The following is a 25668-nucleotide window of genomic DNA, read 5'->3' as shown; positions in this document are numbered from 1 at the left end:
ATCTCCCGCAACAACCTCGCCTACGCCATCGCCTTGCGCGATGGCAGCAGGCGCAGGCGAAAATGATGCTCCATCTCATGAGCAGGGCTGTGAGACAGGCGGCAACTGGCGCCGCGGCGATCAGTCCGCCGAAGTGGCCAACTGGGTCGAAGTCCCCGCGCGTTCCTGCGCATTGCAGACGGCATTCCGGATCAGGCCATCCAGCTGTGGCTGCAGGCCGCCGTGGGCGAATGCCGGCCGACCAGCCCGCAGACCTTCGATAACTGTGATGCGTGGCGACCTGCGCTGAGGACCCGTCAGCCGTCGTGCGGATCGATGCTCACGGCTATCCGTCTCAGACAGGGTTGAGCGGCCCGAACGAACGCACGACCGATGCAGGGCGCGTTTTCAAGCCGACAGGCAGTGGTCAACTTCCAGCTCCGTACGCAGACGCGCGATGAGCTCTTCACGTGCGCTTTTCGCAGCATCTACGAGCCGTGTGTACTCAGGGTCCTGGCTCGTCTCGGGAATGATGACCCTGTCGTAAAACTGCTCATAGTGACCTCCCTCGAAGGTTTCCGCGGCGAGGTGCAGTGCCGCATCCGCGGCCTTGCCCCAAAGGTCACGGGTCTCTCGTGAGGCGAATAGGGCAACGCGGGCGTGAAGCTGGTTACGCAGCTGGTAGTCCTCCGCGGTCTTCGGCCCGTATCCGATGAGGAACTGATCGGAACCGGCCGCGAAGGACACTCGGCCGCCCAGGTGGGTCAGCAAGTCGAGGTAGAGACTGGCCCGTCGGTCCCAAAGGTCCTTGGCGCGGGTTTGTTTGCGTTGGTGCCGCGCCTGCAGAGAGGCGGCCCCGAAGCTACCCACGAGTGTAAGTACACCGCCAAGCAGCACTCCGAGCAACTGATTCATACCGCGCCTCCCGAGGATTCCTGCCAGCGAATGTAGCGGGGCAGGCGTGAAGGCTGTCCTGTGTCAACGAACGAGCACGCCGGTGCTCCCACCGATCTGGGGTCTGGCTGTTGTCTGGGCGCCGAAGTCAGCCGGGTACGGTTCTGCCGTTGGTCAAGTCGTGCCCGCCGGCGGCGGGACGGATGGAGGGGGACGCGGTGCAGATGAGTCCAAAGGGCTGTCTCTACCTGCTGATTGCGGTGGTCGTGGTCGGTGTCCTGATCGGTCTCGGCGCCGAGGGCCCCACTCCGTAAGGCAACTGTCAGCCGCGGCGGGCGGTGTTGTCGCCGGCGCGGTCATCCTGCCTGGGCATCAGCGCCCATCGCCGGGCGGGGCCGCCCGTGCTGGTCTCCAGGAACTGCCGTTCCCCGCGTCGGGACCTGGACGGAACGCTGCGCGAATACGCGGCCAAGGACGGTGTCGAGCTGCCTCCGACCCGCTCGGTGCCGAACCTCTTCCACCGGGCACTCACGGAACCGGGGGCTCGCATGATGGTCGGCGGGGCGGCAGATGTGGGATTCGAGGGCCTGATGGAGTCGTGGGAGGCCACCTGGCCGGAGGGCAAGGAGGCGATCGAGCGCATCCGGACCGCTTATCGCGAGGCCGAACTCGCCGGCGTCGACCTGATGGCGCAGTCCCCCATGGCGGACGGCCTCCGCAGGCTGATGCGGGCGGTCGAGCAGGCAGACAACCGGCTGCTGTGCGCGGCGGTCCGCGCCTGCACGAAGGCCTCCGGCACGCTGGCGGCGCTGGCCCTTCTCATTGTCCCCATGGCCTTCCTCATCGGGCGTGGCCTCTCCGTTGCCCGGCAGGCTAATGGCGTCCTGGTGCAGGCAATCGTCACGGAGGTTGTGAAGTCTGGGGAGTTCGAGGCGTACATAGAGAGGATCTCCAAGCGCAAGAGCGCGCCGCAGCCGACCGCGAACCGTTTCCATTTCGCTCGGCGCTTCTTGTCGCGGCACATCACCCGGGCTGGCGAGGACCCAACGCCGCCGGGTGCGTGACGGGGTGGTGAAGACCCCTCCGGTACACACCGCCTACTTTGCGGCTGGTGTCCCAGCTGGGATTCCGAGGCCTCCACGCACCAGCGCGGCCGAGGGGATCTCCCCTCGGCCGCGCTCAAGCCGTGCAGCTCTACAAGCCGATGCCCTCGGTGGCGGCGTAGGTGCTCATCGGGAGGCCTCCTTCACGGTGCCGGGGCGGCTGGTCACAGCGGGCGGACGGTCGTGTACGCGATGAAGGACGCGGGCAGGTCCGGGTCCTCCTGGACTTCCAGCCACCGCGTCGCGATCACACAGCTGCCCCGACCCACGCCAACCTAACTGAGTCCATCTACTTGGTTCGCAACATGAGGGCGTGGCGCGTGTTGTCGCCGTACACGCCCGTCTCGTCGCCGCGGACGCCGTACCACTGCTGGAATCTGACCACGGCCGCTCGGACCTCCTTGTCGTAGCGACCGTCGATCGCGCCGCCGTCGTAGACGTTGGGGACCTGGAGCAGACGGACCTGCAGCTCGTATACCCCATGGCCGCTGTCGCCCTGGCGTAGCACGCCCGTGCCTGGGATCTCGGGGAGCCTGGGAGCGGGGTTGTCGGGCACGGGCGGCCGGTCCGGTTGCTCGGAGGGCACGGACGGGACCGCCGGTCCGGGGTTGTCGATGCCCAGCAGTGATGAGGCGAGGATCAGTCCGCTCACGGCGCCCAGTCCGAAGACTCCGGCGGCACGAGAGTCCCGCCGGTCGGCGAAGCGCCGCCATCCTCGGCTTCTGTTTCTCGCGTGCGCGCGGACGGGTGGCGGTGGCGACTCCGAGGACGGTGCGAGGAGTTGGTCCGAGGGCGGGGCCGGGCGCCCGAGGGTAGCCGGCCGGTTCATGCACGGGCGCGGGCTTGTCCGGCCGCGCGTGCCCTCCTGCGGGGGAGGGTAGGTCAGCGGCGGTGCGGTGTACGTCGGGCCTGCGCCACTCGCCATCGGCGGCTTTCCCACCGGTGCCGGCTTTCCCAATGAGGGGGGCGGAACAGGCTTCAGATGGGTGGCGCGCAACCACAGCGGCTCCACCACGACATCCTCCGGAGCGTCGACCTGCCGTACGCCATCGGTCCGCGGCGGATCCACCCCATACGGCTCGACGGCGTGCGGAGGATCCGGATCCAGGCACTCTGGCCCAGGCCCCACTGGCCGTGTCCATCGGGGCGGTGGCGGGGGCAAGGAGAGGGGCGGGGGCGGGTGAATGACGCCTGTGTCACTGATCGGTTCGCTTGGTTGTTGCCAGGACGGCGGCGGGGACTTGGGCCAGCCCTGCTGCTCGTCGATCGCGTAGAGGTCGGCGCGTGCGGCGTCCAAGGCGTCCAGCACGACCTGGAAGGAGTCCCGGATCTCTTGCGCGAGATCATGACCTGGACTCTGAGGTCCCTGAGGTTCGGTGTCGTTGAATCCCACCGGCAGTCCTCCTCAACCAACGTCCGCGAAATGTCTTGTCGCGGACAAGTCAGCGATGTCTTTCATGGGCGGATAGGCACCAAAACGTCAGATGACGGTCGCAAGGGGGATGGAGAGGCGGGTGGTACGGGTCGGGCTTCGCTGTTTCGTTGTGAGGCGATACGCAACCCGTGCGGCCTTGTCTCAACCTGCCTTCGAAGATGTGGTCCACATCTCGTCGATTCCTCCGGTGCCCTCAGGGACGGGTGCCTCGTCATACCCGACGTGACATCGAGAGGTCTGCTGAGGCACTCGCCCGCGGCCCGGCGGTCGTCTACCGCCGAGGCGGTGGGTACCGGCACCGGGGCACGTACGGCTCCGCATCTACAGACCACCCAGACTTCGGTGACTCCCCCGCCGCCGGCGCGGCCGGGCCGACAGCCGCAGCGCCGCCGTGAAGGCCGCGCACGAGGTCTACGACGCGGCGCGTGTCGCAGCGGAGGCCGGACTCGAGATTCCCCACGGGCGCCCGGACGGCTGGGGCGCCTGCGGATACCGGCCCGGCTGGGAGCTCGACTGGCACGCCGCGAAGGCCAGCCTCTGGAAGAGCCCGTACAGCTGGCTCAACTCCAAGCCCTTCGAGATGTAGCTCTGCCCCGGGACAGGCGCTCAAGGCGTCCAAACCAGTTCGCCTGCCCCGGGCCCACCCAACCCGTAGGATGAGAGAGGGAGATCCTCAGTATGGACTCCGTCCTGCGCGCCTCAAGCCGGATCGGCTCGCGCACCCTCCTGATCACCACCGCCGCCCTGCCGTTGACCGGCTGGGCGGTGCACGCGCTTGCGCTGCACAAGGCAGCTCGCCAAGACCAGGAAGGACCCGCTGACCGGCCTCCTGCGCCGCGACGCCTACACCGCCCGCGCCCGCCGGCTCCTGGCTCGCCACGGTGACGACACGACCGTGGTCATGGTCGACTCCGACAGGTTCAAGGAGATCAACGACGGCCTGGGGCACGCGGCGGGGGACACCTGCCTCGCATCGATCGCGGCCCGGCTCACGGCCTGGGCGGGCCCGCGCGCCGCGGTCGGCCGCCTCGGGGCGATGAGTTCGTCGTGGTCCTGGAGCTGTCTGCCGACCGCCGGGAGCAGCGCCTCGCGCAGCTGGTCCGGATGTTGCACACGCCGGTCGCCCTGGACGACGGCCGCACCGTCGACGTCGCCGCCTCGGTCGGCGCCGCGACCCCGGACGTGATCGGCGTACGCGACCTGACGCGTCTGCAGAGGGCGGCTGACGCTGCCCTGTACGACGGCAAGCACTCGGGCCGCGCGGTCCTGGCGACGGTCGCGCACGCCGCCACGCCGTCCGTCAACGGGCGCCGCGCGGGCAGGCCGGGCACGGCCGTGTGGGGGCGAGCGGCATGAGCACCGCGGCCTACCGAGGATCTGGTCGCTCCAGTCCTCCAGCAGCTGCCCGACTTCCGGCCGTGACCGCCCGGCCCCCCCGTCTGCGCGCGGTGCCCACGCCGCCGGAGCAGCCCGCGCCGCCGGTCCAGCTCCTGAACTGCCGCCACTACTCGCTTCGGCCCGCCCGCCCCGTGCGTGCTGTGCGGCACCACCACCCCGCTGAGGTCCCACGCAAAGGAGTCCGTGCACAAGGTCTGCGCGGAGTTCTGGAACGCGGCCCACCCCGGCGAAACCCGGTTCGTCTCCGACCCGCCCAAGGGCGGCGGGACGCCCAACCACGCCTGACCTCTACCTCCAGCTGGAGGCCCCCATGAGTAGCACCACCCGCGACGTCGACCACGCCCTCGCCTACCCGGAGCCGCCGGCCTCGCCGCTCTGGCACCGCCACGGCAGCGCGAAGGCCCGGCCGCTCACCGACGCCCAGAAGAAGCGCAACCGCGAGCTCCTGGTGCTCGCCCAGCGCTCCACCGGCTCCACCAAGACCCTGGCGGAGGCCAGCTGATGAACCCCCAGACGCACCTCGCCATAGACGGCTACGTCGACGCGATCCCGGCCCCCGGCACCGGCTGGGGCACCGCCGTGTTCGACCTGATCCACTCCCCCGCCGACGCGGACCGGATCGCACCCGACGCCCCAGACACCGTGTACACCTGCACCACCGGGGACCCGCGCATTGCCGACGTGCTGCTGCGCGAGATCCAGCCCAGCGACCTCCTGCGTGTCACCGGCACCCTCGTCCAGCACGACGACCCCGACGCCCCGGCCCACTTCACCGTCGACGCCCTGGAGATCCTCGAGGCCGCACCGGCCCCTGTGCTGTACGACTTGGTGCTGGAGCAGTACGGCATCTACGTCGTGGTGTTCGACGCGGACCGCGACGCTGTGCCGGTGTTCACCGTGTCCGGGGCGTGGGTCGGCGAGGCCGCCAGCCCCGACGCGATCGGTGCCCTCATCGACGCCTACGAGAACGGCGGCACGCGATGACGACGGCCCTCCCCGGCCCCCGCACCGCAGCCTGAGAGCCGAAGGCCCGGCTCCCCTCGCGATCATCTGCGGGAGGAGCCGGGCCTTCTTGTGTTTAAGGGGCCGCTCGGGCCACTTTCACGCGTATCTGCCTTTCGGCCTTAACCGGGTTAAGGGTCAGCCATCTGCCATGAGCAGCAGTACCAGTTCCTCACGATGCTCGGCCGACATGTGCGCCCGAAGCAGCTCGTTGAACCATTTCGGGTCTTGGCGCCCCCGAACATGCCCGCGGCCTTGCCGGCCTTGGTGGCCTCTTCACGGATCTCCGTCTTGGCCAGCTCCACCTCCTGACGGAACAGCGTCTGCACGTCCGAGGTTCTCCTTTCGGTCAGGGGAGCCGGACCATGGAGCAGTCAGGACTTACGTCGGGGGATCGATGACGGCTCTCCTTTCACCTGTCCTGGAGCGGGAGGGCTTCCTCGGACAGCACAGCGCAGTATTTGCCTGGCCCGCCGAGCGGGCACGAGACCGTGGCCGGCGCCCGCCCTGAGGGATCGGCCGTGAAGTTCCGGTGAACTGTCCCGCCCGACGGGATCGCTCTTTTCCGCAGGTCAGCGCGGGTGTCCCCTGTGGGGATGATCAGTGTGGCGAAGGTTCAGCCGGGCAATTCCTGGCGGTATTACGTGCGGGGTGTTGCCTTCGGGGACGGGCGACGTCCGGCAGCGGCGTCGTTGACGGACGCTCATGAGCAGGCCGGTCTCCCGCCCGGGGTGTGGATGGGGCTGGGGCTCGCCGCTCTCGGGCTCACCGCCGGCTCGGTGGTGACGGAGCGGCAGGCGGAGCTGCTGTTCGGGGAAGGCCGGCATCCGGACGCCGACCGCATGGAGCGCAAGCGTGTGGACGACGGCGCGGCCCCGGAGACGGCGCGGCGGGAGACCGTCCTCGGTCAGCCGATCGGGGAGATCGAGCAGCGCGGGCAGACTCCGCTGCTCGCGTTCGACTTCGTGTTGTCGCTGATCGTGCTGTGGGCGCTGGGAGACGACCACACCCGGCAGGTCATCGAGCGGGCGCACGAGCGGGCCATCGCCACCGTGCTGCGCTGGCTGGAGAACGAGGTCGCGGAGACCCGGTGGTCTTCCGGCCGGGAGCGTGCGAAGGCCCCGGCTCTGGTCGTCGCGGCGTTCCGGCACTTCGACAACCGCGACGGATTTCCCCTGCTTCATACGCACTGTCTGATCGCCAACCGGGCGCAGCGCCCGGACGGCTCCTGGTACGCGCTGGACACCCGCCGCCTCCTCCAGCATGTGGTGGCTGCCGGGACGCTCTACACGCTGACGATGACGACGGAGGTGTGTGAGGAGCTGGGGCTGGCGACCGTGCCGCGCGAGGTCACGCCCGGCCTGCGCCCGGTCATGGAGATAGCCGGCGTCGACCAGGAGCTGATCGACTGGTCCTCCACCCGCCGCCAGCGGATCGAGGACGCCCTGGAGGGCATCACCCGCAAGTACGTCGCCAAACACGGGCGGCTGCCCGGGGAGCGCGGCCGTCACGGACTCGGCTGGTGGGCGGCGCAGAACACCCGCCCGGAGAAGAAGGCTCCCAAGCGCCTTCAGCAACTGCGCGCGTGGTGGCGCGCGTCCGCGATCCTCCGCTTCGGCCAGCAGCACCAGCAGCCTGGCAATGGGCCCGCACCGGGAGCGCGCCGGTGATGCCCGGCCGCCACATCGCGATGCGCACCGACGAAGTCGTGCATTCCTTCCGTACCGCACCGACCGCCCCGTCGACCCTGCCCACTTGGGTCGGCGGGGCGCGGTGCGTCAGCCCACGCCTGGGGAGACCGCCCGTGCTCACGCCCCGTCCGCGCCGCCGGATCGACCGGCCCTGGGACCAGGAGCAGCGTGTGGCCGACGTCGACCCACACGACCCGGGCGACGCCTCCTTACCGGTCTTTCGGTGGCGGCAGGCCGGCCCCGGATACGCGGTTCCCTGCCCTGCTTGTCCGAGGACAGGCGATGGCCCACGCAGCTTCCGCGGCGCCTTGGCACTGGAATACCGCGGCTACGGAACAAGTGCACTGCGCCAACAAAAGAGGCCACTGTTTGCGGTGGGATGCGGCGAAATCTCATCGAGGTTTCCCCGCGCACGGAATCTGTCACATGGCGCGCTTTACGGTTTTACAGGCGTCGGGCCTCTTGCGTCATTTCCTTTGTGACTTCGGGGACGGGTTCCCTTGCTGCAGCGGCAAGGAGGATCTGGCGAGCCGTAGAAGGAACGAACTTGGTTGGCCATCCCTTAAGCGCTTGGAGGGCCATGCGGCGGTTCCTGCTCGTCCGATTGTTGAGGGCCGTCTCTATCAATTCCCAGCCGTGGCCGGGGTGATCGTCCAATCGACTCACGATGATGTCGAGGATCTGGTCGACCTCATACTCCGTCCCGAGACCCAGTTCAGTTGTCGGACCGGTTCGCAGTTCCTGAAGGGGCAGTAGGCGTGCCGCCGCCTCAACGACCGCCGAGATGTCCTCGCTCGGACAGTCGTCGATGAGGAGGAACCAGACGGTGCTGTCATAAGGTTCCGACTCCACCCTCCGCAGGAGGGCTGGGCGGGCTGGGATATTCATTAGTTTTGCCGCCCATGCCGCAAGGCGAAGAGTGCTCGGTTCCTCGTCGGTGAGGCCGACGAGGACGACTTTCCGTGATGCCGGATCGGCGACCAATCTCGTGAATCGGTACCGCATGCGCCGCCACTCGTGATTATCCCGGCATATCGTGCTCACGCGTGAGTCATTCAGAAATCGGTTGATTGACAACAGACTCAAAAGCCGCCGCAGTGTGATACCCCTTGCCGTGGAGTGGAACAGATAACCGTTCAGTGCGCGTACTGCGTCTTCATACGACGCCAGCGCCGGCCCCGGTCCATCGACATCGGTGAGCGCTTCGAGGAGCCTCCCTGCGCCGTCCAGAGTTTCTTCGTTCAATGCTTTGCGGGCCAGGACACCGGCGAGATCACCGACTCTGGCGGCGGTCAGCGCGAAATAGCTGTCCAGTACGTCGCCCGTGCACGACTCCCGGATCAGCCACTCCCTGATCTCGGGATCGGACGCGCCTTCGAGCCGGCCGACTGCATCGACGCGAGCCCAACCTTCCGCCTGCCGGGCCAGTTCGAACAGAGCCCGATGGGGGTCGGCCTGGGAACGCACCAAGGCTTCACAGGCCTCGGTCGAGAACGCCCAGAAGGCGCCCAGCTTCAGGACGTCACTGTCACCGTCGGTCCCGGCCATGCCCAGCAGCAGGATGCCGAACCGGACAGCGTTGGGGTGCTCCCCGTGCGTCGCGAACCACCGACCCAATTGACGCATTCGGTCGGAGGGAAGAAAGCGCCGTCGAAGAGTCGCTTCGAGGGCGCGTTCATGGTCCCGCCACACAATGCGCCGAAGCTGCTTGTCCAGAACGGAGGCTGCCGGGCGATCGGCATCGGAATTGGTCAGACGTGCGGCAATGGCAGCTATCCGCGCAGCAGTGTTCTTCGAGCGGTTGGCGCGGCGGCTCGGCTGGGGCGCCTTCTGAGGGAGCCGACGGTGTCGTGGCTGCCCTGATTGCTGACGCCCGACGGTCAGGGCGTGGCTGTAGAGGGAGGGCTGACCACTGAGGGTGCCGCCCAGATCCCACGGCTGGGGGTGGCTCACCGGACGAGGACCCGGGTGTCCTTTCGCTTGATCATGCGGTGATCTTCGCAGGCGGGCTTGGAGCGAGCAAGAGCTGTGCCTCTGGTGAATACGACACGCACGGAATAAGTGCCCAGCGCCAGTACCGCTCAAGACCTTGGGGTCCTGCTTGGAGTGCTTCGACGGCACGCCCGCCGACCCCGCCTCCTACATCGCTCCCCCGGCCAAGCACCTGCTTGCCGCCTGATCCGAGAAGTCCACCCCCCATGAGCACCGCTGTCCGCGCCTCCGCCTTTACCGAGCCCGAGCCGCCCAAGAACCTCCAGATCCGGTACCTCACCGTCGGCGGATCGCGCGCCATCCCGCTGACGTGACCGCCCGCCACCTGCGCGCCGCCTTGCTGCTCGCCGCCGCCGTCCCGCTCGCCGCGGCGACGGCCGCCGCCGCGCTCATGGCCAGCCACCTCAAGTGCGCGGCGACACGGATCGACAGGTCGGTGCACTCCATCCGCAGCCGCTTCACCGCCTGCTTCTGGTCTTCGGTCCACCCGGGACTGGCCTCGCGGCCGCCGGTCACGACACCGGTGTGCGGGTGTTCGGTACCGGGCCGGCCCGGCATGGGTTCCACGCTCCACGGCAGGCTCCGGCACAGGGCGGCCAGCTCGGAGGTCGCCTGGTGAAGGCGGGTCTGCGCGGCCGGTTCGCGGCCGGTGCCGGGGACGCCTTCGCCGCACACCTCCTCGCCGCCCACCACGCGGCGATCGGCCCGAACGCGGACTCGCGTGCGTGGGGAGCCTTCTCCCGGATGCAGCACCCGGCCGACCCCCGTCGACCTGAAGATCGTGGAGGGCATCGTCTCGCTGGCGCACAGCCTGGAGCTGGCCGCACCGTCGAGGGCGTGGAGACCGCCGCGCAGGCCCGCCGGCTGCGCGAACTGGGCTGCGACACGGCCCGGGGCTGGTACTACGCCCGCCCCGGCGCCCCGGACCGCATCCGCTCGCTGGTGCTGGCGGACACGGTGTGAGGCGCCGCGCCCCGGCACCGCTCATGCCCGGCGCCTCACCGTGCCGCGTCCCCGCCTCTCACCAGTCGTCCCCGATGTCGAAGTTCGAGGCGACGGGCATGCCCTCGTCCTCCAGGGCGATCAGCAGATACCTGCCCAGCGCGTCGAGGCCGTCGTACAGCCTCTCCGCGAGCTGCCAGGTCTCCACGTCCGCGGAATGGGACACGGGGACGACGTAGGCCGGGGCCCTGTCCAGCGGGCCGTACCCCTCGGGGTCGGCGACCACCAGGCGCACACTGAGGTCGTCGTTCTCGAACCAGTACGACCACGCGCCGGACGCGGGGCGGCCGCCGGTCTCCTCGGCGAGGGCGACGCCCAGGATCCGGTTGACGTCGCCGCGGATCTCGTCGGCGAACGCCGCGCGGTCCCAGGCGGCCTGCGCGGGACCGGCGTGCACCGCGAAGTCCTTCTTGTAGCCACCGTGCGGCTCGAACCGTCCCACCACGCCATGCTCCTACAGCAGCGGGTCGTGCTCACCGCCCGGGTGTCGGTACTCGCTGAGTAAATTCGAACACGAGTATGGTTTGGCTATGGCCGGAACCGACTTCCCCGACGACCTGCGCGCCGCGCAGACCCGCCTTCACCAGGCAACCTCCGAGCTGGCCGCCCTGTGCCGGAGCCTGCCGTGGAGCGTGGAACCCATGCCGGGCCGGCCCGGGACCGAGCACCCGCACACCGGCGTCGTGACCGGCGGCCGCGAGGCCAGTCCCGGGTGGACCGAGGACCAGAAGCAGGCGGTGAAGCGGCTGCGGATGGAGTGCACCGACCAGTCGATCCGTGTCGCTGCGCACCCGTAAGGGAGACCGTGGACGGGGAGAAGCGCGTGGCGGAGCGGATGCGGCTGAAGCAGGCCACGCGGCCGGCCGCCGCGCCCGTGGTCGACGTCGACACCGCCGCCTGACCGGTCGGCATCGTGATGTCCGCCCGTGGTCGACGTCGGCACCGCCGCCTGACCGGCCGGCACCGTGATGTCCGAGCCCGTACCCGAGCTGTCGCGCCTCCAGAAGCTGCGCATCGTGGAGGCCTACCAGGCGTACCAGCTCGGTCGGACCCGCGAGACGATCCGGCAGCTGGAGGCCGACGAGGCGGCGGCGCTGAAACGCGAGCGTGCCGCCCGTGAAGGATCCTCGTGGAAGGTCGAGCCGTCCCGGGCGAAGGCGGTCGACTTCGCGATCCTGCACCGCGGCGGCTGCCACCTGTACCAGCACCCCATGGGCTGGCTCAGCCGAGAAGAAGCGCTGATCGCTCTGGAACTCCCCGACATCAAGCCCTGTGAGATCTGCAGGCCGGAGACCGGGCTGGGCGACTGACCGGCAGAAGGGCGCCCGTTCTGCCGGACGCGGAGGCCCAGGCTCACGGGGCGGCGGTTATCCGGCCTTGGGGAACACCGGTACAGCCGTTGGCGCCGAGATTGATCATGGTCGGTGAGCACAGGGGAGGTCTTAGGGATTGCGGCGCCGGGTGGGAGGTCCGGACAAAAGGTGGGCGGGCGCCCGGTGCCTTTCCCCGAAGTGGGGTCTGCGTCATGGCGGACAAGGCCCGTCACCAGGGAGGATGCCCGCCATGGCCACCGACCTCATTCCCGCACGTTCGACGCGTTCGATGCCCTTGGTGTTCGCTGCGGGAGGGGCTGTGGGCATCCTGGGCGGGATGATCGGCCTGGGCGGTGCGGAGTTCCGGCTGCCGCTGCTGATCGGCCTGTTCGGGTTCGCCGCGCTCTCGGCGGTCATCCTGAACAAGGCGATGAGCCTGGTCGTCGTCCTGGTCGCGCTGCCCGCCCGGCTGGCGGCAGTGCCCACGTCCGAGATCGCCGCACACTGGACGATTGCGGTCAACCTGCTGGCCGGAAGCCTGCTGGGTGCCTGGGCCGGAGCGGCCTGGGCCGTGCGGATGCGCAGCTCCACCCTGTGCAAGGTGCTGGCGGGGCTCATGGTGCTCATGGCCGCGGCCCTGCTGGCCACCCACACCACCACCGTGGGAACGCTCGCGCTCCCCCTCGCGGCGCAGGTACCGATCGCGGTGGTGGCCGGCTTCGGCATCGGGGTGGTCGCGGCGATCATGGGCGTGGCCGGGGGTGAGCTGCTGATCCCGACGATCGTGCTGCTGTTCGCGGTGGACATCAAGACGGCGGGAAGCCTGTCCCTGCTGGTGTCGCTGCCGACCATGCTGGTCGCCTTCGCCCGCTACAGCCGTGACGGCAGCTTCGCGGTGCTCGGCGCCAACGTCCGCTTCACCCTGGTCATGGCCGCGGGCTCGATCGCCGGCGCGGTGCTGGGCGGCCTGCTGCTCGGGGTGGTCTCCGATCTGGTGCTCATCCCCGCTCTCGCCGTGATCCTGCTCGTCTCCGCGGTAAAGCTCGCCCGCCACGACTGACGGCTCGACACGCTCCGAGACACGAGGGGCCCCAGTCGGCGGCCGGGGGCCCTCACACGAGCAGGCGTGGCTGTACCGATGTTCCCTACGACCGTTATCGGTGTAGGAGTCCGATGGAGATGGCTGCGGCGAGACCGGTGGCGAGCACCCCGAGGCAGCTGGTGAACAGGAAGCTCGTCATGGGGCTAGTGAATCCCGAGCCTCGCTGGCAGTCGGGCAGGCACTGGTGGCCCTTCGGCGAGTCACCACGGAGGGCGTAGCGCCGGCGCATCCGGTGGCGGGCATGGGCCGCCCTCCCGTGGGGCTCCGGGAGGGGGCTGGCCCCCGCCCGACGTGACCGGGCGGGGTCCGCACAGCATGCACGGGAATCAGTCACCGGGGAAGAGGGTGGCTGAAGACCGCGCCGGGCTCAGTGGAGTCGCTTCGCCGCCTGGATGCTCTCCTCCAGCGCGGCCATCAGGTCCACTGCCGGTGACGCCTCCTGCGGCACGGGCGGCGTGCCGCCGCCGGCCTTGGCCGCGACCAGCTGCTCCAGGGCGTGCGCGTACTCGTCGTGGAGCTCGCGTACCTCGATGCCGGTCAGTTCCCTGATCAGGACCTCGGCCAGCTCCAGTTCCCGGTCCGTGACCGGTGCCGAGGGCGCGATGTCGCCCGGGTCGCGCAGCTCGTCCTCCCAGAGCAGTGTCTGGAGGATAAGGATGCCGTGCCGTGGCCGCAGCAGGGCCAAGCGCTCGCGACTCCTTCTCTGAACTTGGGGCTGGGTCTGTCCCAAGCCTCTGATCCATAGCTCTCTGAAACCGAATTGGCGATGCCAGAGGGATCACAGCGAGATGTTCCGGAGAGCGAGAGCCCGCTCCGTCTGCCGCCTTAGTACTGTGACTTCGCATGACCGACACCGAGATCGAGATCACCGCAGACCTGGTCCGCGACCTGCTGGAGGAGCAACATCCAGACCTTGCAGGGCTGGCCATCCGCGAGGTGGCGGGCGGCTGGGGCAACCAAATGTGGCGTCTCGGGGATGAGCTGGCCGTGCGCATGCAGCGCATGGACCCCACCCCAGAACTCCAGCTCAAGGAGCGGCGGTGGCTACCTGCGCTGGCCCCGCGCCTGCCGCTCCCGGTGCCGACCCCGGTGCGGTTCGGCGAACCGTCCGAGCGCTTCCCCAAGCACTGGACCGTGATGACGTGGGTTCCCGGCGAGCCGCTGGACCACGGCTCGATCAGCCGCGGCGACCACGCGGCCGACACGCTGGCGGGCTTCCTCCGGGCGCTCCATGTGGAGGCGCCCGCCGGGGCGCCGATCGCTACGGACCGCGGTGCCCATCCCAAGAACTGCACGGACGGCTTCGAGAACTTCTTCCAGGCCGTTGCCCCCGACGACATCGCTGCCGATGTCCGGGCCGTCTGGGACGATGCCGTTGCGGCCCACGCGTGGCAGGGCCCGCCGGTGTGGGTGCACGGCGACCTCCATCCCGCGAACGTCGTCGTCTCGGACGGAACACTCTCGGGCATCGTCGACTTCGGCGACATGTTCGCCGGCGATCCAGCGTGGGACCTCGCCGCCGCATGGGTGCTGCTACCCGCGGGCACGGCCTCACGGTTCTTCGACATGTACGCGCATGCAGACGAGGCGGCGATCCGGCGCGCCCGCGGGCTGGCCGCTATGAAGAGCCTCTTCCTGATGCTCATGGGGCAGAACGGAGATCGGGGGCTTCCCGGCGGCAAGCCGAACTGGGGACCTGCAGGCCAGGCGGCACTTGATCGCGTTCTGACCGGCGTTTGACGCACGCTTCTTTGAACGTGGTATCGATCTCGGTTGAGAGGCATGCGGCATCCCACCCTTCGTGGGTTCATCGATCACCGCGCGTGGTGGGAATGCCAAGGTCCACGGCCGTATGCTGCCCGTGGCCCCGATCGAGCTGGCGGAGCTTCTCCTCAGCGCCAGCCAGGCTGACCTGGAGACCTTCGACCTCGCCGAGCCAGCCTTCCGTCTCGGCTTCGTCGATGCGGGCGAGGAGGTTGTCGCGGATGTCGACGAGCCGTGCCCGTTGGGCCGGATCCGGCCGGAGGAGTGAGCATCTGACACAAGCGTGCTCATGAATACAAGGGGACCCGAAGGCGCGTGCGCAGGTGCCGATGGACACCTTCCGCTTCTCGAAGTGGCCGAGGAAATCGTCCCATTCCTCGCTGGTCGGCGTGCGGTACTCCTGGCCGGGGCGGAGGGCTCGCCGGCGGGCGATGAAGGCCCGGTGTGCCTCGATGGCCTCGTCGGGGTAGATCGCCTTGTAGCCCATGGTGGTGGAGATGTCCTTGTGTCCGCAGATGATCTGGGCGATGTGGGGTGGCAGACCGTTGGCCACGGCGTCGGTGACGAACATCAGGCGGAAGTCGTGCGGCGTCCACGCCAATGGGGCGCCGTCGGATCCGGTCAGGCCCAGTGAGGTCAGCGCGCGTCGCAGCAGGTGGCGGATGCCGCCAGGGGTCATCCGGCGCCTCTCGCCGCCTCGTGGGTATTGAAAGAGCCACGGCATGGCCGGCAGCCATACCTTCTCGTGGGTGTCGTAGGCCGGCACCCGGGGCACGGCCCCAGTCGTGTCGCGGACGCAACGGACGATCTGGCTGAGGACGTCGGCTAGCTCGGGCGTGACGAGCAGCAGACGTTCCTCGTCGGTCTTGGAAGGGGCGAGCTGGAGCAGCGGGACCAACTCGCCGGTCGAGGGCAGCCGGTACTGGACGATGCCGTGATGGCTCAGTTCCAGCATCTCCTCGATCCGCACGCCGGTGTGCCGCAGGACCTCGACGGTCGCCCATGTCCAGAAGGCGTTGCTCTCCTCGAGATTGAGGTTCCGGCGAAGCCCCTGTACATCGTCTGCCCAGGTCGCGTGGGCGTAAGGCAACTGTGGGCGGTGCCACCGCTCGTCGCTCGCGGAGAAGGCAGTGCCGGGTGAGGCTGCTCGTGCGGCATCCAAGCGTGCTGCGGCGAGCTTGCGTTCGACGTCGACGGCCGCGACCAGCCGGGGAAGAACCGGGAGCCGTTCCCGGGTCCGCTGGTCCATCCGGGCCTTGCGACGCCGGACCTCCTTGCCGAAGTTCGCCTCGGCCTCACTGATCGGGCACGGCACTGCCCATGCCGCCCAGCGTGCGGGGTCGTCCACGGCCTACTGCGTGATGTCGAGATAGAAGGCCCGCACCCGCGCCATGTCCTCGACCGCCGCCAGGCGAGGGCTTCGGACCTCGCTGACCGAACCGTCTGCCTGGCGCAGGCGGCGTACCTTTGTCCGCATCCGCTCCTTCCATGCCGTGGCAACGACCGGCTCCAGGCGCAGGGAGTCGATGCCCGGATGGTGGGCTTCGAGGTCAGCCCAGAACGACTTGCACAAGATCATCGACAGCTGGGAGAGGCTGTTGTAATCCAACTGCGGCTGCCGCTCACGCAGGTAGTCGACCAGCACATTCCTGACCGGACGGCAGGCGAGATCGTAGCGGTCGACGAGCTGCTCGACGCTCAGCTGTCCGCGGGCGCGACCAAAGACCCTGACAGTGGCCGGTGCGTCCTCGGGGAAGATCCCCATCGAGTGCAGCAGAAGGTAGAACAGGCTCTTGTTGGTCCCGGCGCGGGGGCCGCGTGTCTTGTCCTTGGCCTCGGCAAGCTCCACACAGTCTCCGACAGTGATCTGAGCGACGCCTCCACCTGGTCAAGGCGGTGCGGCAGGCCGCCGTGGACTCGGGCCGCGACCCCGACGCCCTCACCGTCTGCGTCGCGGCCCCCGCCTACGTCACCGCCGACGACTCGCCGGAGGCCCTGGCGCACGCCCGCGACCAGTGCCGCTGGTTCCGCGGCATGGTAGGCAACCACGTCGCCGACCTGGTCGCCAAGCACGGCGAACACTCCTCGATGGTCCCGAGGAGCTCACCGACTACATCAAGGACCGGCAGGGCTACGACTACTCCCACCACGGCCGCGCCGACAACCCCGACACCGCCTTCGTCCCCGACGAGATCGTCGACCGCTTCTGCCTCCTCGGCCCCGCCGAAGCCCACATCGAGAAGCTCCGCCACCTGAAGAGCCTGGGCGTCGACCAGTTCGCCGTCTACGACATGCACGACAACCGGGAGGGCACGATCGACGCCTACGGCTCCGACATCATCCCGTTGTTCCGCTGAGCGGTGCCGGAGAGGCGAAGGGGCGGCCGGGAGTTCCGGCCGCCCCTCGGTTCGACTCACGCCTGTCCGCTACCTCGGCTTGTCCTCGATCAGCCCTGCCTTCCTCAGCTCATCGAAGTGGTTCCTGATCTGTGTGTCGAGGTCGGCGACAGTCAGACCCTTGTCCCCGTATGCCTGATAGAGGCGGATACCGAAGATGATCGAGGTGGGGTCGCCCGAAAAGATGGGCTGTCTCTCTTTCACGTCGACGGCGCTCGCGGCCCCCAACAGCACCTCGGGGCTGAATCCGGCCGCCGTACCCACGTAGCCGTAGTGGACGTTGGACCAGAAGTCGTCGCGCATCCAGAAGCCGGTATCGGGGATGTTGGTCGAGTGGTTGACCTTGTTGCCATTCATCTCCGCGATTTTGGCCTTGTGGTCCCACGGGCCGCCGGTCTTGACGAACTCCTTCCACGCCGCCATCGCCGCCGCCTTGTCGGCGTACCAGTTCGGTTTGAGCCACCTCGTCCATCTCTGCTCGTTCGTGTTCGCAGCGTGCATCTTCTGCACCGGTTCGGAGTGGGAGTTGGTCTGCATCTGTTCGGCCATGTGGGCCAGGATCTGGTTGTAGACCGGCACGTCCTCGGGAGCCTGCCCGGTGGGGTCGACGAGCTTGACGGGGTTGTTGTGCGCGTAGGTGTAGGCGGCGAGGTTGCGGGGCTCGGAGATCCCGCCCGCGAGCTTGGTGTCGAGGTACTCCGGAAGGGCCGGGTCGGCGCTCGCCCACAGTTGGGTTCGAGGGTTGTAGTAGCGGGCGCCGTGGTAGTTGAGGCCCGTCTCGCTGTCGAGTTCCTTGCCGGTGTACTGGTACGGCGTGTCCGCCTGCCCGGCCCGTTCCTCCACCCAGGTCTCCCCGGACGCGAAGTACTCCAGATGCTCGGTCACCGCCCCCGTGTTGTCCGTGACGTACCCGGACGAGCCGAGGTGGTCGGTGTGGAAGAACGACTGGGTGTTCTCGACTCCGTCCGCGACGGTCTTGGTCGTCAGGCGGCTCTCGCCGATGAAGACGTGCTTGTAGCCGGTACCGTCCCGTTCGCTGTAGTTTCGGTTGGGGTACAGCGAGAGGCTTTCGCCCTTCTTGACCACACGCTCGCCCGTCGCGTCGTACAGATAGGACACGGTGGCGTCCGCGCAGCCCGCGGGGCTCTGTTCGACCGTCGAGGTCGTGGTGTCCTGGTTGCAGGCGAGGCGGTTCTCCTCGTCCCACACGAACTGCCGGCGCTTGCCAGTCGCGGCGGTGTTCACCGTGGCGGTGAGGTTGCCGTTGGCGTCGTAGGCGTGGGTGATCGGGCCGACCCGGCTCGGCGCGTGCGGCTTGCCACCGCCGTAGGTGTAGTCGTAGTCGTAGCTTGTCCTGTCCTGCACGTCGGCCGGGTTCGACGGGTCGTCGACCGGTTCGATCGGTCCAGGGGACCCGGCGTCGATCGGGAAGGCGGGGACGCCGCCGGTGATCTCGTGGCGCTGGGACTTGCTCGTCGTGTTGTTGATGGAGTCGTAGCCCAGCGTCAGAGTGTATTTGTTGACCTGGTTGTTCTTGTCCGTGTACTGCCCGGACGCCGACGTCAGCCGGTTCAGGTCGTCATAGCCGTAGGTCTGGGAGCTCGGACCGCCGATCACCGCGTTCCGCGGCGCGGAGCTCGCCAGCGCCGTGATATTGCCTGCGTTGTCGTAGGTGTAGCCCAGGTCCTGGAACGTCGACCCGGTGGGTGCGTCGGACTTCAGCGCCGCGAGCCTGCGGTCTTCGGCGTCGTAGGTGTAGGTCGTGCGGACCCCGTTGCCGGTCTCCTGGAGGGTTTTCTGGCCGAACTTGTCGTAGTCCAGGCGTTGCAGGTACGTGTAGTCGGTCCCGTTCTTGACCCCGGTCGCCCGCGTGACCTGGCCACCGGAGTCGTAGGCGTAGGTGAGCACCTCGCCGTCGGGGTAGGTCAGCTGGAGCACGCGGTTGAACGTGTCGTAGCGCCACGCGGTCGTGTAGGTGCGGGGTGTCCCGCTGACGGCGCTGATCGTGCGCGTCTCCCGGGTCAGCTCGCCCAGCGGCCCGTAGCCGCGGGTGACCGTCCCGGCGGCGTCCCGGACCTCGGTGATCCGCGACGCGGCGTTGTCCGCCGCGCCCGGGGCGCCGTAGGAGTAGGTGACGTCGTTGCCCGGGAACTTCGGGTACCGCACGGCCTTCACCCGCGTGTAGTCGTAGTCGTACTCGATGGTCTGGTCCGTGGCCCGCAGGTTCGCGGTGGTCTTCGCCGTGATGTTGCCGGCGAGGTCGTAGCGGGTCTCGGTCCGGCCCGCGTCCGGGTTGTCGAGCACCGTGCGCCGCCCGAGGCCGTCGTAGGCGGCGCGGGTGACGTTGTTCTTGTCGTCGGTGATCGCCGTGATCTGGTTGAGCGGGTCGTGCGCGTAGCTGGTCCAGACGGCCGTCGAACCGCTGAACTCCTTCACCGCCGCGGTCGTGTCGCGGACGCCGGTGTAGACGCGGCGCTGATTGCCGTTGGCATCGGTCACCGTGTTCTCGAACCGCGTCACACCCGCCCGGTCCGGCCCGAATCCGTACGCGTTGGTCGTGCTGGTCCCGTCCGGCCGCAGGATCCTGACCGGCCGGTCCAGGACGTCGAACGAGTCCTTCGTCGGGGCCACCGTGTCGAACGCGGCGTTGAACGTCGTGTTCGCCGCGCCTTTGGGCTCGGTCACCGGGTAGTACTTCTCGGTCGTGCGGCCGAGGAAGTCGAACTTCAGCCGCCCGGACACCGTCATCACCGGTTGCGGCGCCGTCCCAGGCGACGCGGCGACCGACGCGTCCTTCTTGGTCTGCAGCACCCGCTTCAGACCGTCGCTGAAGGTGACGGTGTCGATGGTGTCCGCCCGCACGCCGTCCGCGTCCCGGTCCAGGTGCTTCGTCGTGGCGTACGGGACCGCCGCCTCGGGGTGGTACGCGAAGTCGATCGTGACCCGACCGCTGCCCGCCTCGTACGGGCCGGTCACCGAGTCCAGCCGGCCGACGCTGTCGTACGACATCGACAGGGGCTGGTCGTTCTGGTCGGTGCTTCGTTCCGGCAGGCCGTACTTCAGGTTGTGCGTCGTGGCCGACCGGTAGCCGAAGCTGTCCTCGATGGACTCGACGTGCACACCCACGGTGGTGTCGTAGCCGTACTCCAGCTTGTACCGCTGACCGGACTTGTTCGCCGGACGCGTCACCGACCGCAGGTTCCCGTCCGGGTGGTATTCCAGGTCCGTGACCGCGATGGCGGTGGGGGTCGCGTACTCCCGGATCTGCCGCAGCGCCCCGGTGGCACAGTCCACCGTGGCCTCGCGGTACCGGAGCGAGGTGTCTGTCGCGGTCGCGCGCTGGGACACGGACCTGGCCACCCCGACCAGGTGGCGATCCCGGCACGCCTGGTCCGAGGCGGTGTACTCGAAGTCGGTCTGGACGTCGTCCTCGATGCCGTCGTCCCCGGCGTCGAACGATCCCGTCAGGTTGCCGTACTCGTCATAGGTCATCACGGTGTGCGTGGTCTTCGCGGGTTCCTGCGCACCCTCGTGGAATTTCTTGTCCACCCGGGTCAGCCTCGGGAACACCGACGCGGTGGTGCTCGCCGGATCGGCTGCCGTGCCCGTGGCGATGTCGTGGAGCTGATAGGTGTTGACGGTCTCGGTGAACGGGCGGCCCGCGCCGTCGGTGGTGAGCGTGCGGGCGAGCAGGCCCCTGGTGTAGACGCTGTCGGTCCTGTACTCGTCGGTCACCGACCGGTAGAGGGCGTCGTCCGCACCGGGATCGCGGACCTCCGAAATGACCTTGCCGAAACCGCGGAACTCGCGCTCCAGCCGGTCGTACGTGCCGCTCTCGTAGCGGTAGGTCGTGAGTTGGTTGTCAGCTCCGTCGCCGGTCCGACCGTCGAACACGGCGGTGCGGGACAGGACCCAGCGGCTTTCGGGCATGGCCTGGGTGTTGCCGGTACGGGTGTAGTCCAGGTCGATCCGCGCGCCCATCGGGCGCGACACCGTGCGCAGGAGGTTGGTGCGCCCGGTCTTGTTGGTGGCGACCAGCATCTCGTTGTCGCGGGTCGACTTGATGTGGTCGGCGAGGCCGTCGCCGTTGACGTCGCGCAGGCTGGTTTCGGCCCGGCTGATGCCGGTGGTCGCGCTGGCGCCGGGGTTGAAGACGAAGACGCCGACGGGAGTGGGCAGGCCGACGGTGAAGTAGACGCCCGCGCCGAGGCTGGCGTTCTTGTCGACGGCGATCTCGGGGAAGCTGCCGCGGAAGGGGGCGGGCGCGGTGAAGCCGGTGCCGGTGTTGACCGCGACCTTGATCGCGTCGGCGCCGTCGGTGAACACCCGGTCGGTGAGGCCGTCGCCGTTGACGTCCGTCATGCTCGCGGTGGTGTACGAGGTTCCCAGCTCGGCGGAGAGGCCGCCCGCGAAGCCGTAGCGGTCGACGTTGAACCCGAGGTTGACGCCGACGTTGCGGGTGGACGCGTCGTTGATCGGTCCGGCCGACCAGGGTTCGCGGGCGGCGAAGGAGTAGCCGAGGTTCAACTGGGCGTCGCCGTTGCCGAACACCTTGTCCGGCAGCCCGTCCCCGTTGATGTCGATCAGGTCGACGCGGGCGTCGGACTCGCCGCCGCCGAGGCTGCCGCCGATGCCGAGCGACGGCTGGACCGCGCCGGTGGTGGCGGTGTTGGCGCTGGTGCCCGCGTCGGGCGCGGCCATGCCCAGTGCGCTGGCGATGGTGGCGGTCTCGCTGCCCGCGGAGAGCGACACGTTGCCGGAGACGTTGTCCGCCTCGCGGACGTTGCCGCCGAGGGTGCCGCGTTCGGCGCCGAGCGCGCCGGTCATGTCGGAGAACTGGATCTCCTTGGCGCCCACGACGTCGGGGTAGCCGTCGCCGTTGAGGTCGAGGTAGTCGACCGAACCCGCGGTGATCCCGCCGACCACGGTGCCGCCGAACGGGCCGGCCGCGAGGGTGGCCGACACCTGGCCTGTTACACCGCGGCGCATCACCGCCCGGTCGCCCTTCACGTCGGCGTCGGTGACGATGTCGATGGTGTCCGCGCCGAGGCGGGAACTGGTCGCCATCTCGGCGGTGATCCAGGAGGACTCGTCCTGAGCGGCCCAGCCGCCCTTGGCGGGAACGGGGGCGAACACCGCAAGACGCGGCATGGTGAGCCGGGGATTCGCGGCGAAGGGCGCGACGTCCGCTTCCTTGGGCTCCTTGGGAAGTGCGTCCTTGAAGCTCTGGTCCAGCGTGAGTTCGGCCTGCTTGAGCGGTTGGGTGGCGCGGTCGCGGTTGCCCTGGTAGCCGATCACACCCCAGCCGCGGTAGGGCTGGGCGAAGGCGCCCTGCCCGACGGAACCGTGCATGGCGCTGGGCGCCGGGGTGAAGGTCGGCCAGCTGGAGGTCACGTCATAGGTGACCGACGCGGACTGCTCGACGAGCATGCCGAGCAGTCCGGTCTCCGTCGTGGAGTAGTCGATGTAGAGCTCGTCGCCGGCGGTGACCGGCACGGTCAGGTCCAGGTTCGGGCCACCGAAGGAGGTGTCCTTGGCTTGGAAGATCCGTTTGCCGAGCAGCTGCCCGCCGCGCTTCTTCACCGTGAACGCGATTTTGGCCTCACCGAGGAGCCCGAAGTTGAGGGACACCTTCGGCCGCACCTTCAACTGGCCGGTCTTGGTCGCCTTGTAGGACTGCTGCGGCGCGGTGAGGGTGTTCGCCGGGTACATGGTCAGGTCGTACGGCGGAGTGATCACCAGCGTGGGATCGCCGGCGGCGTCGACGACCGACTCGACCCCCTGCGCGGCCGTGTAGTGCGCCTTCGGCGCCCAGCTCACCGCCGAGGCGTCGATCGGGGAGTCGGTCTTCAGCTTCCACGACATCTTCTCGAACATGCTGACCGGAAGGCTCACGTCGATCGCGGTGGTGCCGGTCGACGCGGCGGGCAGGACCTTGCGGAACACCTCCGCGCCGGGGTGGACGCCGTTGCCCTTCTCGATCACGACGGTCACGTCGTCCGAGGTCGCCTTGTTCTTGACCACGTCACCGGTCAGCCGCAGCGTGCCGTTCACCGGCACGGTCACCAGGGACGGCCTGCCGCCGAAGGTGAAGTCGGCCGACGCGCGGAACACGGTGTTCGCCAACCCGTTCGCATCCGTGCCGGCCGGCAGGTTGGTGTAGGTGATCTCCGGGTCCCACGCCACGGTGTCGTACTTGCCGTCCAAAATGGACTGTGTGCGGAAGTAGAGCGCGTCTCCCTTCTTCACCGGAATCGACGCCACATTGCCCGGGGTGAACTCGGTGTGGTCGTCGGGGCCGATCCGCTGCGCCCAGAGTTCGGCGTCCTTGTGCTGGATGGTGACCCGCACGCCGTCGGCCTTGGTGTAGGCCGCCCGCGCCGGGGAGGGATCGTGGGTCAGCTGCACTCGGCCGTCCACGCGGACGTTGCCGTCGAACGGCGCGACCCAGCGGCGCACCGTGTCCAGCAGCGGCGAGTTGTCCACCTGCTGGTTGAACTGCGCGGTCTGATCGCCGACGATCTCGCCGGTCACCGCGCCGCCCCCGACCGGCACCGGGGTGCGGGTGGAGTCCGCGCTGTAGGCGGGTTGCCCATGGGCGTCCAGGTAGCCGAACAGCACGCCGCCGTTGTTCACCAGGTCGGTGATGCCGTCGCCGTTGACGTCGCTGAAGAACCGGTCCGAGGTGGTCGTGGTGCCCACGAAGTCCAGCTGGGCCGAGGTGGTGAGGACGTACGACTCGACGCCGATGGTGCCGGACAGCGTGCGCTCGGTCGAGATTCCCGGGAGGTTGGCGAGCTTGACCGGCGTGTCGCCGAACTTCGGCTCACCACCCGGTTTGGCCAGATTGGGCCGGTAGAACACGTCGTTCTTCTTGCGGAACACCTTGTCCGGCAGGTTGTCGCCGTTCACATCGGTCAGCGTCGACAGGCCATCGGATTGGCCCGCGCTGAACCCGACCTTCAACCCGACGGAACCCTCCTTGGTCGGCAGCCCCTGCACGTTGTAGCCCGCGAACAGGTGCGCGCCGAAGCCGACCGACGTGTTCGCCGAGATCGCGCTGGCCTCGCCTTCCCGGATGTTCACCCCGAGGTCGTCATCCGGCACCGACCAACCCGCGGCGTCGGCGAAAGCGTTGTAGTTGCCCGACTGGTCGCGCACGTCGTCGAAGTAGTCGAACGTGTGGGTGTTGAACAGCTGGTTGCTCTCGCTGAACTGCGACACCGAGGTGAGCAGCGTCTTGGCGAACGCGCCGGTCCGGTAGTTCAGCTCGTAGGCGCGGATCAGCTGGTCGTCCAGCTTGACCTCGACGCGCCGCAGCAGGTCGGCGGTGACCTTCTTGAGCCCGTACCTGGCGTCGATCCGCACGTCCGCCCGGCGCGGCTCGCCGCGCTCACGGTCCCGGATGAACGTCACCGAGTACCTGCCGTCGGTGTCGCCGCGGCCGGTGTAGGTGATCTTCTGCGGGTACAGGTCGCTGCCCGGCACCGCGGAGCCCTCCGTGCCGCCGTCAGCCACCTTGGCGTACCGGTAGCGCATGACGTTGTCGTTGCCGTCGCGGACCTCCCGCGCCGCCCAGGTGGCGACGCGACCCGTGCCGTCGGCCAGCGTGCTGTCGGCCGTGCCGCCGAAAAGCGTGCGGACACCCTGCTTGTCGGTGACCTCCCACCAGTAGTTCGTGGGGCTGTCGCCATGGCGCACGATCCGGTCGAAGCGGCCCTCCACCCGGGAGTGGAACACCTTCTCCGCAGTGCGCGCCCGCAACGCGCTCCGGTGCGCCACCGGGGTCAGCTGCTCGCCGTTGAGCAGGTAGGTCTCGGACTCCAGTCCGGCGTCGTAGCGCGGCACACCCCACCGCGTGTCGACCGTGACCACCGGGGTGGTGACGTCCCACCCGACGCCGAGCCACCCGTTCGTCCCCGACGAGTTGTAGGTGACGGCCAGCTTCGGCTCCAGGCCCGCGCGGCCCTTCGGCACCTCCAACGGGTACGACAACCGCGCCTCACCACTGTTGTTCGCCGAGGGCGCCTCGACCAGGTTCACCCCGGAGCCGGGGTCGGCCGCCTTGATGTCCTTGATCTGATTCGGGTTGAACGACGTGCCCTCGGGGTGCTCGGGGCCCTTCACCGCCGAGTCGGCACCCGCCTGCGGTCCCGCCGCCATGACCCACCCCGGCGGCGCCACCCCCAGCGCCGGCAAGGCGACGACCAAGGTCACCAGTAAGTTCTTGACGCGCGCACGAGCCGATGCGAGGACAGTCATGCCCCCGACCCCCTCTGGATACCGAATTCGACCTAGGACACGGCACTTTCCGTGGAATCGCAGCCAGTAGATCCACCCCGGCGACCGCTCGCTGAACGTACACGTTCAAAAAAATCACGAGTTAAGGACGGTGATCGACTCACGCCAGGCGGGGGCTCGATCGGCCGGTCCCTGGAATGTCGATGGGCGTGTCGTCACACGTGTGGGCTATCAGGAGTCTCCGGCGGGCCGGGCGGGCTTCGCCTGTCTGTGACGGCGGACTCTATCGGTGCCCGCCGAGCACCGGATCGTCCTGGACGGCTGCGCCGACGTGATCTGGCACCGCGAGAGCAGGA

Annotated in this window: 20 protein-coding genes and 2 pseudogenes; 13 read left to right on the top strand and 9 right to left on the bottom strand. The window is 68.8% G+C overall.

What is annotated here, in order from left to right:
* Positions 1-387 precede the first annotated feature (387 nt).
* On the bottom strand, positions 388-894 hold the full coding sequence (locus tag HW130_RS29295) for a hypothetical protein (RefSeq protein ID WP_177152758.1): 507 nt from the start codon (positions 892-894) through the stop codon (positions 388-390).
* A gap of 380 nt (positions 895-1274) precedes the next feature.
* Between HW130_RS29295 and HW130_RS29290 the strand changes: the two genes are divergently transcribed.
* Entirely contained in the window at positions 1275-1937 is a 663-nt protein-coding gene (locus HW130_RS29290; RefSeq protein WP_177152757.1) for a hypothetical protein, read from the top strand.
* Positions 1938-2265: 328 nt separating this feature from the next.
* On the opposite strand, the gene HW130_RS36325 is transcribed toward HW130_RS29290, so the two are convergent.
* Positions 2266-2628, bottom strand: coding sequence for a peptidoglycan-binding domain-containing protein (locus HW130_RS36325; RefSeq protein ID WP_309140621.1), 363 nt, complete (start codon positions 2626-2628; stop codon positions 2266-2268).
* A gap of 1174 nt (positions 2629-3802) precedes the next feature.
* Here HW130_RS36325 and HW130_RS29280 point away from each other — a divergent pair.
* The 4 genes and pseudogenes from HW130_RS29280 (at position 3803) to HW130_RS29265 (ending at position 5793) form a co-directional block, all read left to right on the top strand.
* Entirely contained in the window at positions 3803-3997 is a 195-nt protein-coding gene (locus HW130_RS29280) for a hypothetical protein (protein WP_256356409.1), read from the top strand.
* Between the two features lie 92 nt (positions 3998-4089).
* Positions 4090-4767 (top strand): annotated as a pseudogene (locus HW130_RS36320) (GGDEF domain-containing protein).
* Positions 4768-5119: 352 nt separating this feature from the next.
* On the top strand, positions 5120-5311 hold the full coding sequence (locus HW130_RS29270) for a hypothetical protein (RefSeq protein WP_177152755.1): 192 nt from the start codon (positions 5120-5122) through the stop codon (positions 5309-5311).
* Positions 5311-5793 carry a hypothetical protein gene (locus tag HW130_RS29265; RefSeq protein WP_177152754.1) on the top strand — a complete coding sequence of 161 codons (483 nt, stop codon included), beginning with the start codon at positions 5311-5313 and terminating at the stop codon, positions 5791-5793. The genes HW130_RS29270 and HW130_RS29265 overlap by 1 nt, the downstream gene beginning before the upstream one ends.
* Before the next feature lie 149 nt (positions 5794-5942).
* On the opposite strand, the gene HW130_RS29260 is transcribed toward HW130_RS29265, so the two are convergent.
* Positions 5943-6164, bottom strand: coding sequence for a phage holin family protein (locus tag HW130_RS29260; protein ID WP_256356424.1), 222 nt, complete (start codon positions 6162-6164; stop codon positions 5943-5945).
* A 243-nt stretch (positions 6165-6407) separates the two neighbouring features.
* On the opposite strand from HW130_RS29260, the gene mobF reads away from it, so the two are divergent.
* Entirely contained in the window at positions 6408-7481 is a 1074-nt protein-coding gene (gene mobF, locus HW130_RS29255) for a MobF family relaxase (protein WP_177152753.1), read from the top strand.
* Between the two features lie 465 nt (positions 7482-7946).
* Here mobF and HW130_RS29250 read toward each other — a convergent pair whose 3' ends face one another.
* Positions 7947-9455, bottom strand: a complete 1509-nt coding sequence (locus HW130_RS29250; protein ID WP_177152752.1) for a hypothetical protein — start codon at positions 9453-9455, stop codon at positions 7947-7949.
* Positions 9456-9804: 349 nt separating this feature from the next.
* On the opposite strand from HW130_RS29250, the gene HW130_RS29245 reads away from it, so the two are divergent.
* The gene (locus HW130_RS29245; RefSeq protein WP_177152702.1) at positions 9805-10113 is read left to right on the top strand and encodes a hypothetical protein; all 309 of its coding nucleotides are present in this window, start codon (positions 9805-9807) and stop codon (positions 10111-10113) included.
* A 131-nt stretch (positions 10114-10244) separates the two neighbouring features.
* Positions 10245-10457, top strand: a pseudogene (locus HW130_RS29240) (EAL domain-containing protein); the annotation flags it as partial.
* A 58-nt stretch (positions 10458-10515) separates the two neighbouring features.
* On the opposite strand, the gene HW130_RS29235 reads toward HW130_RS29240, so the two are convergent.
* A complete protein-coding gene (locus tag HW130_RS29235; protein WP_177152751.1) occupies positions 10516-10941 on the bottom strand; it encodes a hypothetical protein in 426 nt (141 codons plus the stop codon).
* Positions 10942-11026: 85 nt separating this feature from the next.
* On the opposite strand from HW130_RS29235, the gene HW130_RS29230 reads away from it, so the two are divergent.
* The 3 genes from HW130_RS29230 to HW130_RS29220 all read left to right on the top strand — a co-directional run bounded on the left by HW130_RS29230 (position 11027) and on the right by HW130_RS29220 (position 12869).
* Positions 11027-11293 (top strand): hypothetical protein, encoded by a 267-nt coding sequence (locus tag HW130_RS29230; RefSeq protein ID WP_177152750.1) that lies wholly within the window; start codon positions 11027-11029, stop codon positions 11291-11293.
* A 171-nt stretch (positions 11294-11464) separates the two neighbouring features.
* Positions 11465-11806, top strand: a complete 342-nt coding sequence (locus HW130_RS29225; RefSeq protein WP_177152749.1) for a DUF6233 domain-containing protein — start codon at positions 11465-11467, stop codon at positions 11804-11806.
* Between the two features lie 253 nt (positions 11807-12059).
* Positions 12060-12869, top strand: a complete 810-nt coding sequence (locus HW130_RS29220; RefSeq protein ID WP_177152748.1) for a sulfite exporter TauE/SafE family protein — start codon at positions 12060-12062, stop codon at positions 12867-12869.
* Between the two features lie 409 nt (positions 12870-13278).
* Here the strand turns inward: HW130_RS29220 and HW130_RS29215 are convergent, their stop codons facing one another.
* The gene (locus tag HW130_RS29215; RefSeq protein WP_177152747.1) at positions 13279-13596 is read right to left on the bottom strand and encodes a hypothetical protein; all 318 of its coding nucleotides are present in this window, start codon (positions 13594-13596) and stop codon (positions 13279-13281) included.
* A 158-nt stretch (positions 13597-13754) separates the two neighbouring features.
* On the opposite strand from HW130_RS29215, the gene HW130_RS29210 reads away from it, so the two are divergent.
* Positions 13755-14651 (top strand): aminoglycoside phosphotransferase family protein, encoded by an 897-nt coding sequence (locus HW130_RS29210; protein WP_177152746.1) that lies wholly within the window; start codon positions 13755-13757, stop codon positions 14649-14651.
* A gap of 67 nt (positions 14652-14718) precedes the next feature.
* On the opposite strand, the gene HW130_RS29205 is transcribed toward HW130_RS29210, so the two are convergent.
* Complete coding sequence (locus HW130_RS29205) at positions 14719-16023, bottom strand: site-specific integrase (protein WP_309140620.1); 1305 nt, start codon at positions 16021-16023, stop codon at positions 14719-14721.
* A 3-nt stretch (positions 16024-16026) separates the two neighbouring features.
* The gene (locus HW130_RS35430; RefSeq protein WP_218184090.1) at positions 16027-16524 is read right to left on the bottom strand and encodes a hypothetical protein; all 498 of its coding nucleotides are present in this window, start codon (positions 16522-16524) and stop codon (positions 16027-16029) included.
* Between the two features lie 166 nt (positions 16525-16690).
* Between HW130_RS35430 and HW130_RS29200 the strand changes: the two genes are divergently transcribed.
* On the top strand, positions 16691-17032 hold the full coding sequence (locus tag HW130_RS29200) for an LLM class flavin-dependent oxidoreductase (protein ID WP_309140619.1): 342 nt from the start codon (positions 16691-16693) through the stop codon (positions 17030-17032).
* Between the two features lie 69 nt (positions 17033-17101).
* On the opposite strand, the gene HW130_RS29195 is transcribed toward HW130_RS29200, so the two are convergent.
* Positions 17102-25333: a SpvB/TcaC N-terminal domain-containing protein gene (locus HW130_RS29195; RefSeq protein ID WP_177152745.1), complete on the bottom strand. Its 8232-nt coding sequence runs from the start codon at positions 25331-25333 to the stop codon at positions 17102-17104.
* Positions 25334-25668: the final 335 nt, after the last annotated feature.

It is taken from the genome of Streptomyces sp. PKU-EA00015 (assembly GCF_013387495.1).
Lineage (GTDB): Bacteria > Actinomycetota > Actinomycetes > Streptomycetales > Streptomycetaceae > Streptomyces.
Note: the sequence above shows the minus strand (reverse complement) of the source record. Positions and strands in the feature narration are given on the sequence as shown.

Bases quoted from the DNA above. Each gene is read 5' to 3' on its own strand.
- HW130_RS29265 (WP_177152754.1), top strand. From the start codon at position 5,311: ATGAACCCCCAGACGCACCTCGCCATAGACGGCTACGTCGACGCGATC.
- mobF (WP_177152753.1), top strand. From the start codon at position 6,408: ATGATCAGTGTGGCGAAGGTTCAGCCGGGCAATTCCTGGCGGTATTAC.
- HW130_RS29270 (WP_177152755.1), top strand. From the start codon at position 5,120: ATGAGTAGCACCACCCGCGACGTCGACCACGCCCTCGCCTACCCGGAG.
- HW130_RS29225 (WP_177152749.1), top strand. From the start codon at position 11,465: ATGTCCGAGCCCGTACCCGAGCTGTCGCGCCTCCAGAAGCTGCGCATC.
- HW130_RS29295 (WP_177152758.1), bottom strand. From the start codon at position 894: ATGAATCAGTTGCTCGGAGTGCTGCTTGGCGGTGTACTTACACTCGTG.
- HW130_RS29220 (WP_177152748.1), top strand. From the start codon at position 12,060: ATGGCCACCGACCTCATTCCCGCACGTTCGACGCGTTCGATGCCCTTG.
- HW130_RS29210 (WP_177152746.1), top strand. From the start codon at position 13,755: ATGACCGACACCGAGATCGAGATCACCGCAGACCTGGTCCGCGACCTG.
- HW130_RS29195 (WP_177152745.1), bottom strand. From the start codon at position 25,333: ATGACTGTCCTCGCATCGGCTCGTGCGCGCGTCAAGAACTTACTGGTG.
- HW130_RS29230 (WP_177152750.1), top strand. From the start codon at position 11,027: ATGGCCGGAACCGACTTCCCCGACGACCTGCGCGCCGCGCAGACCCGC.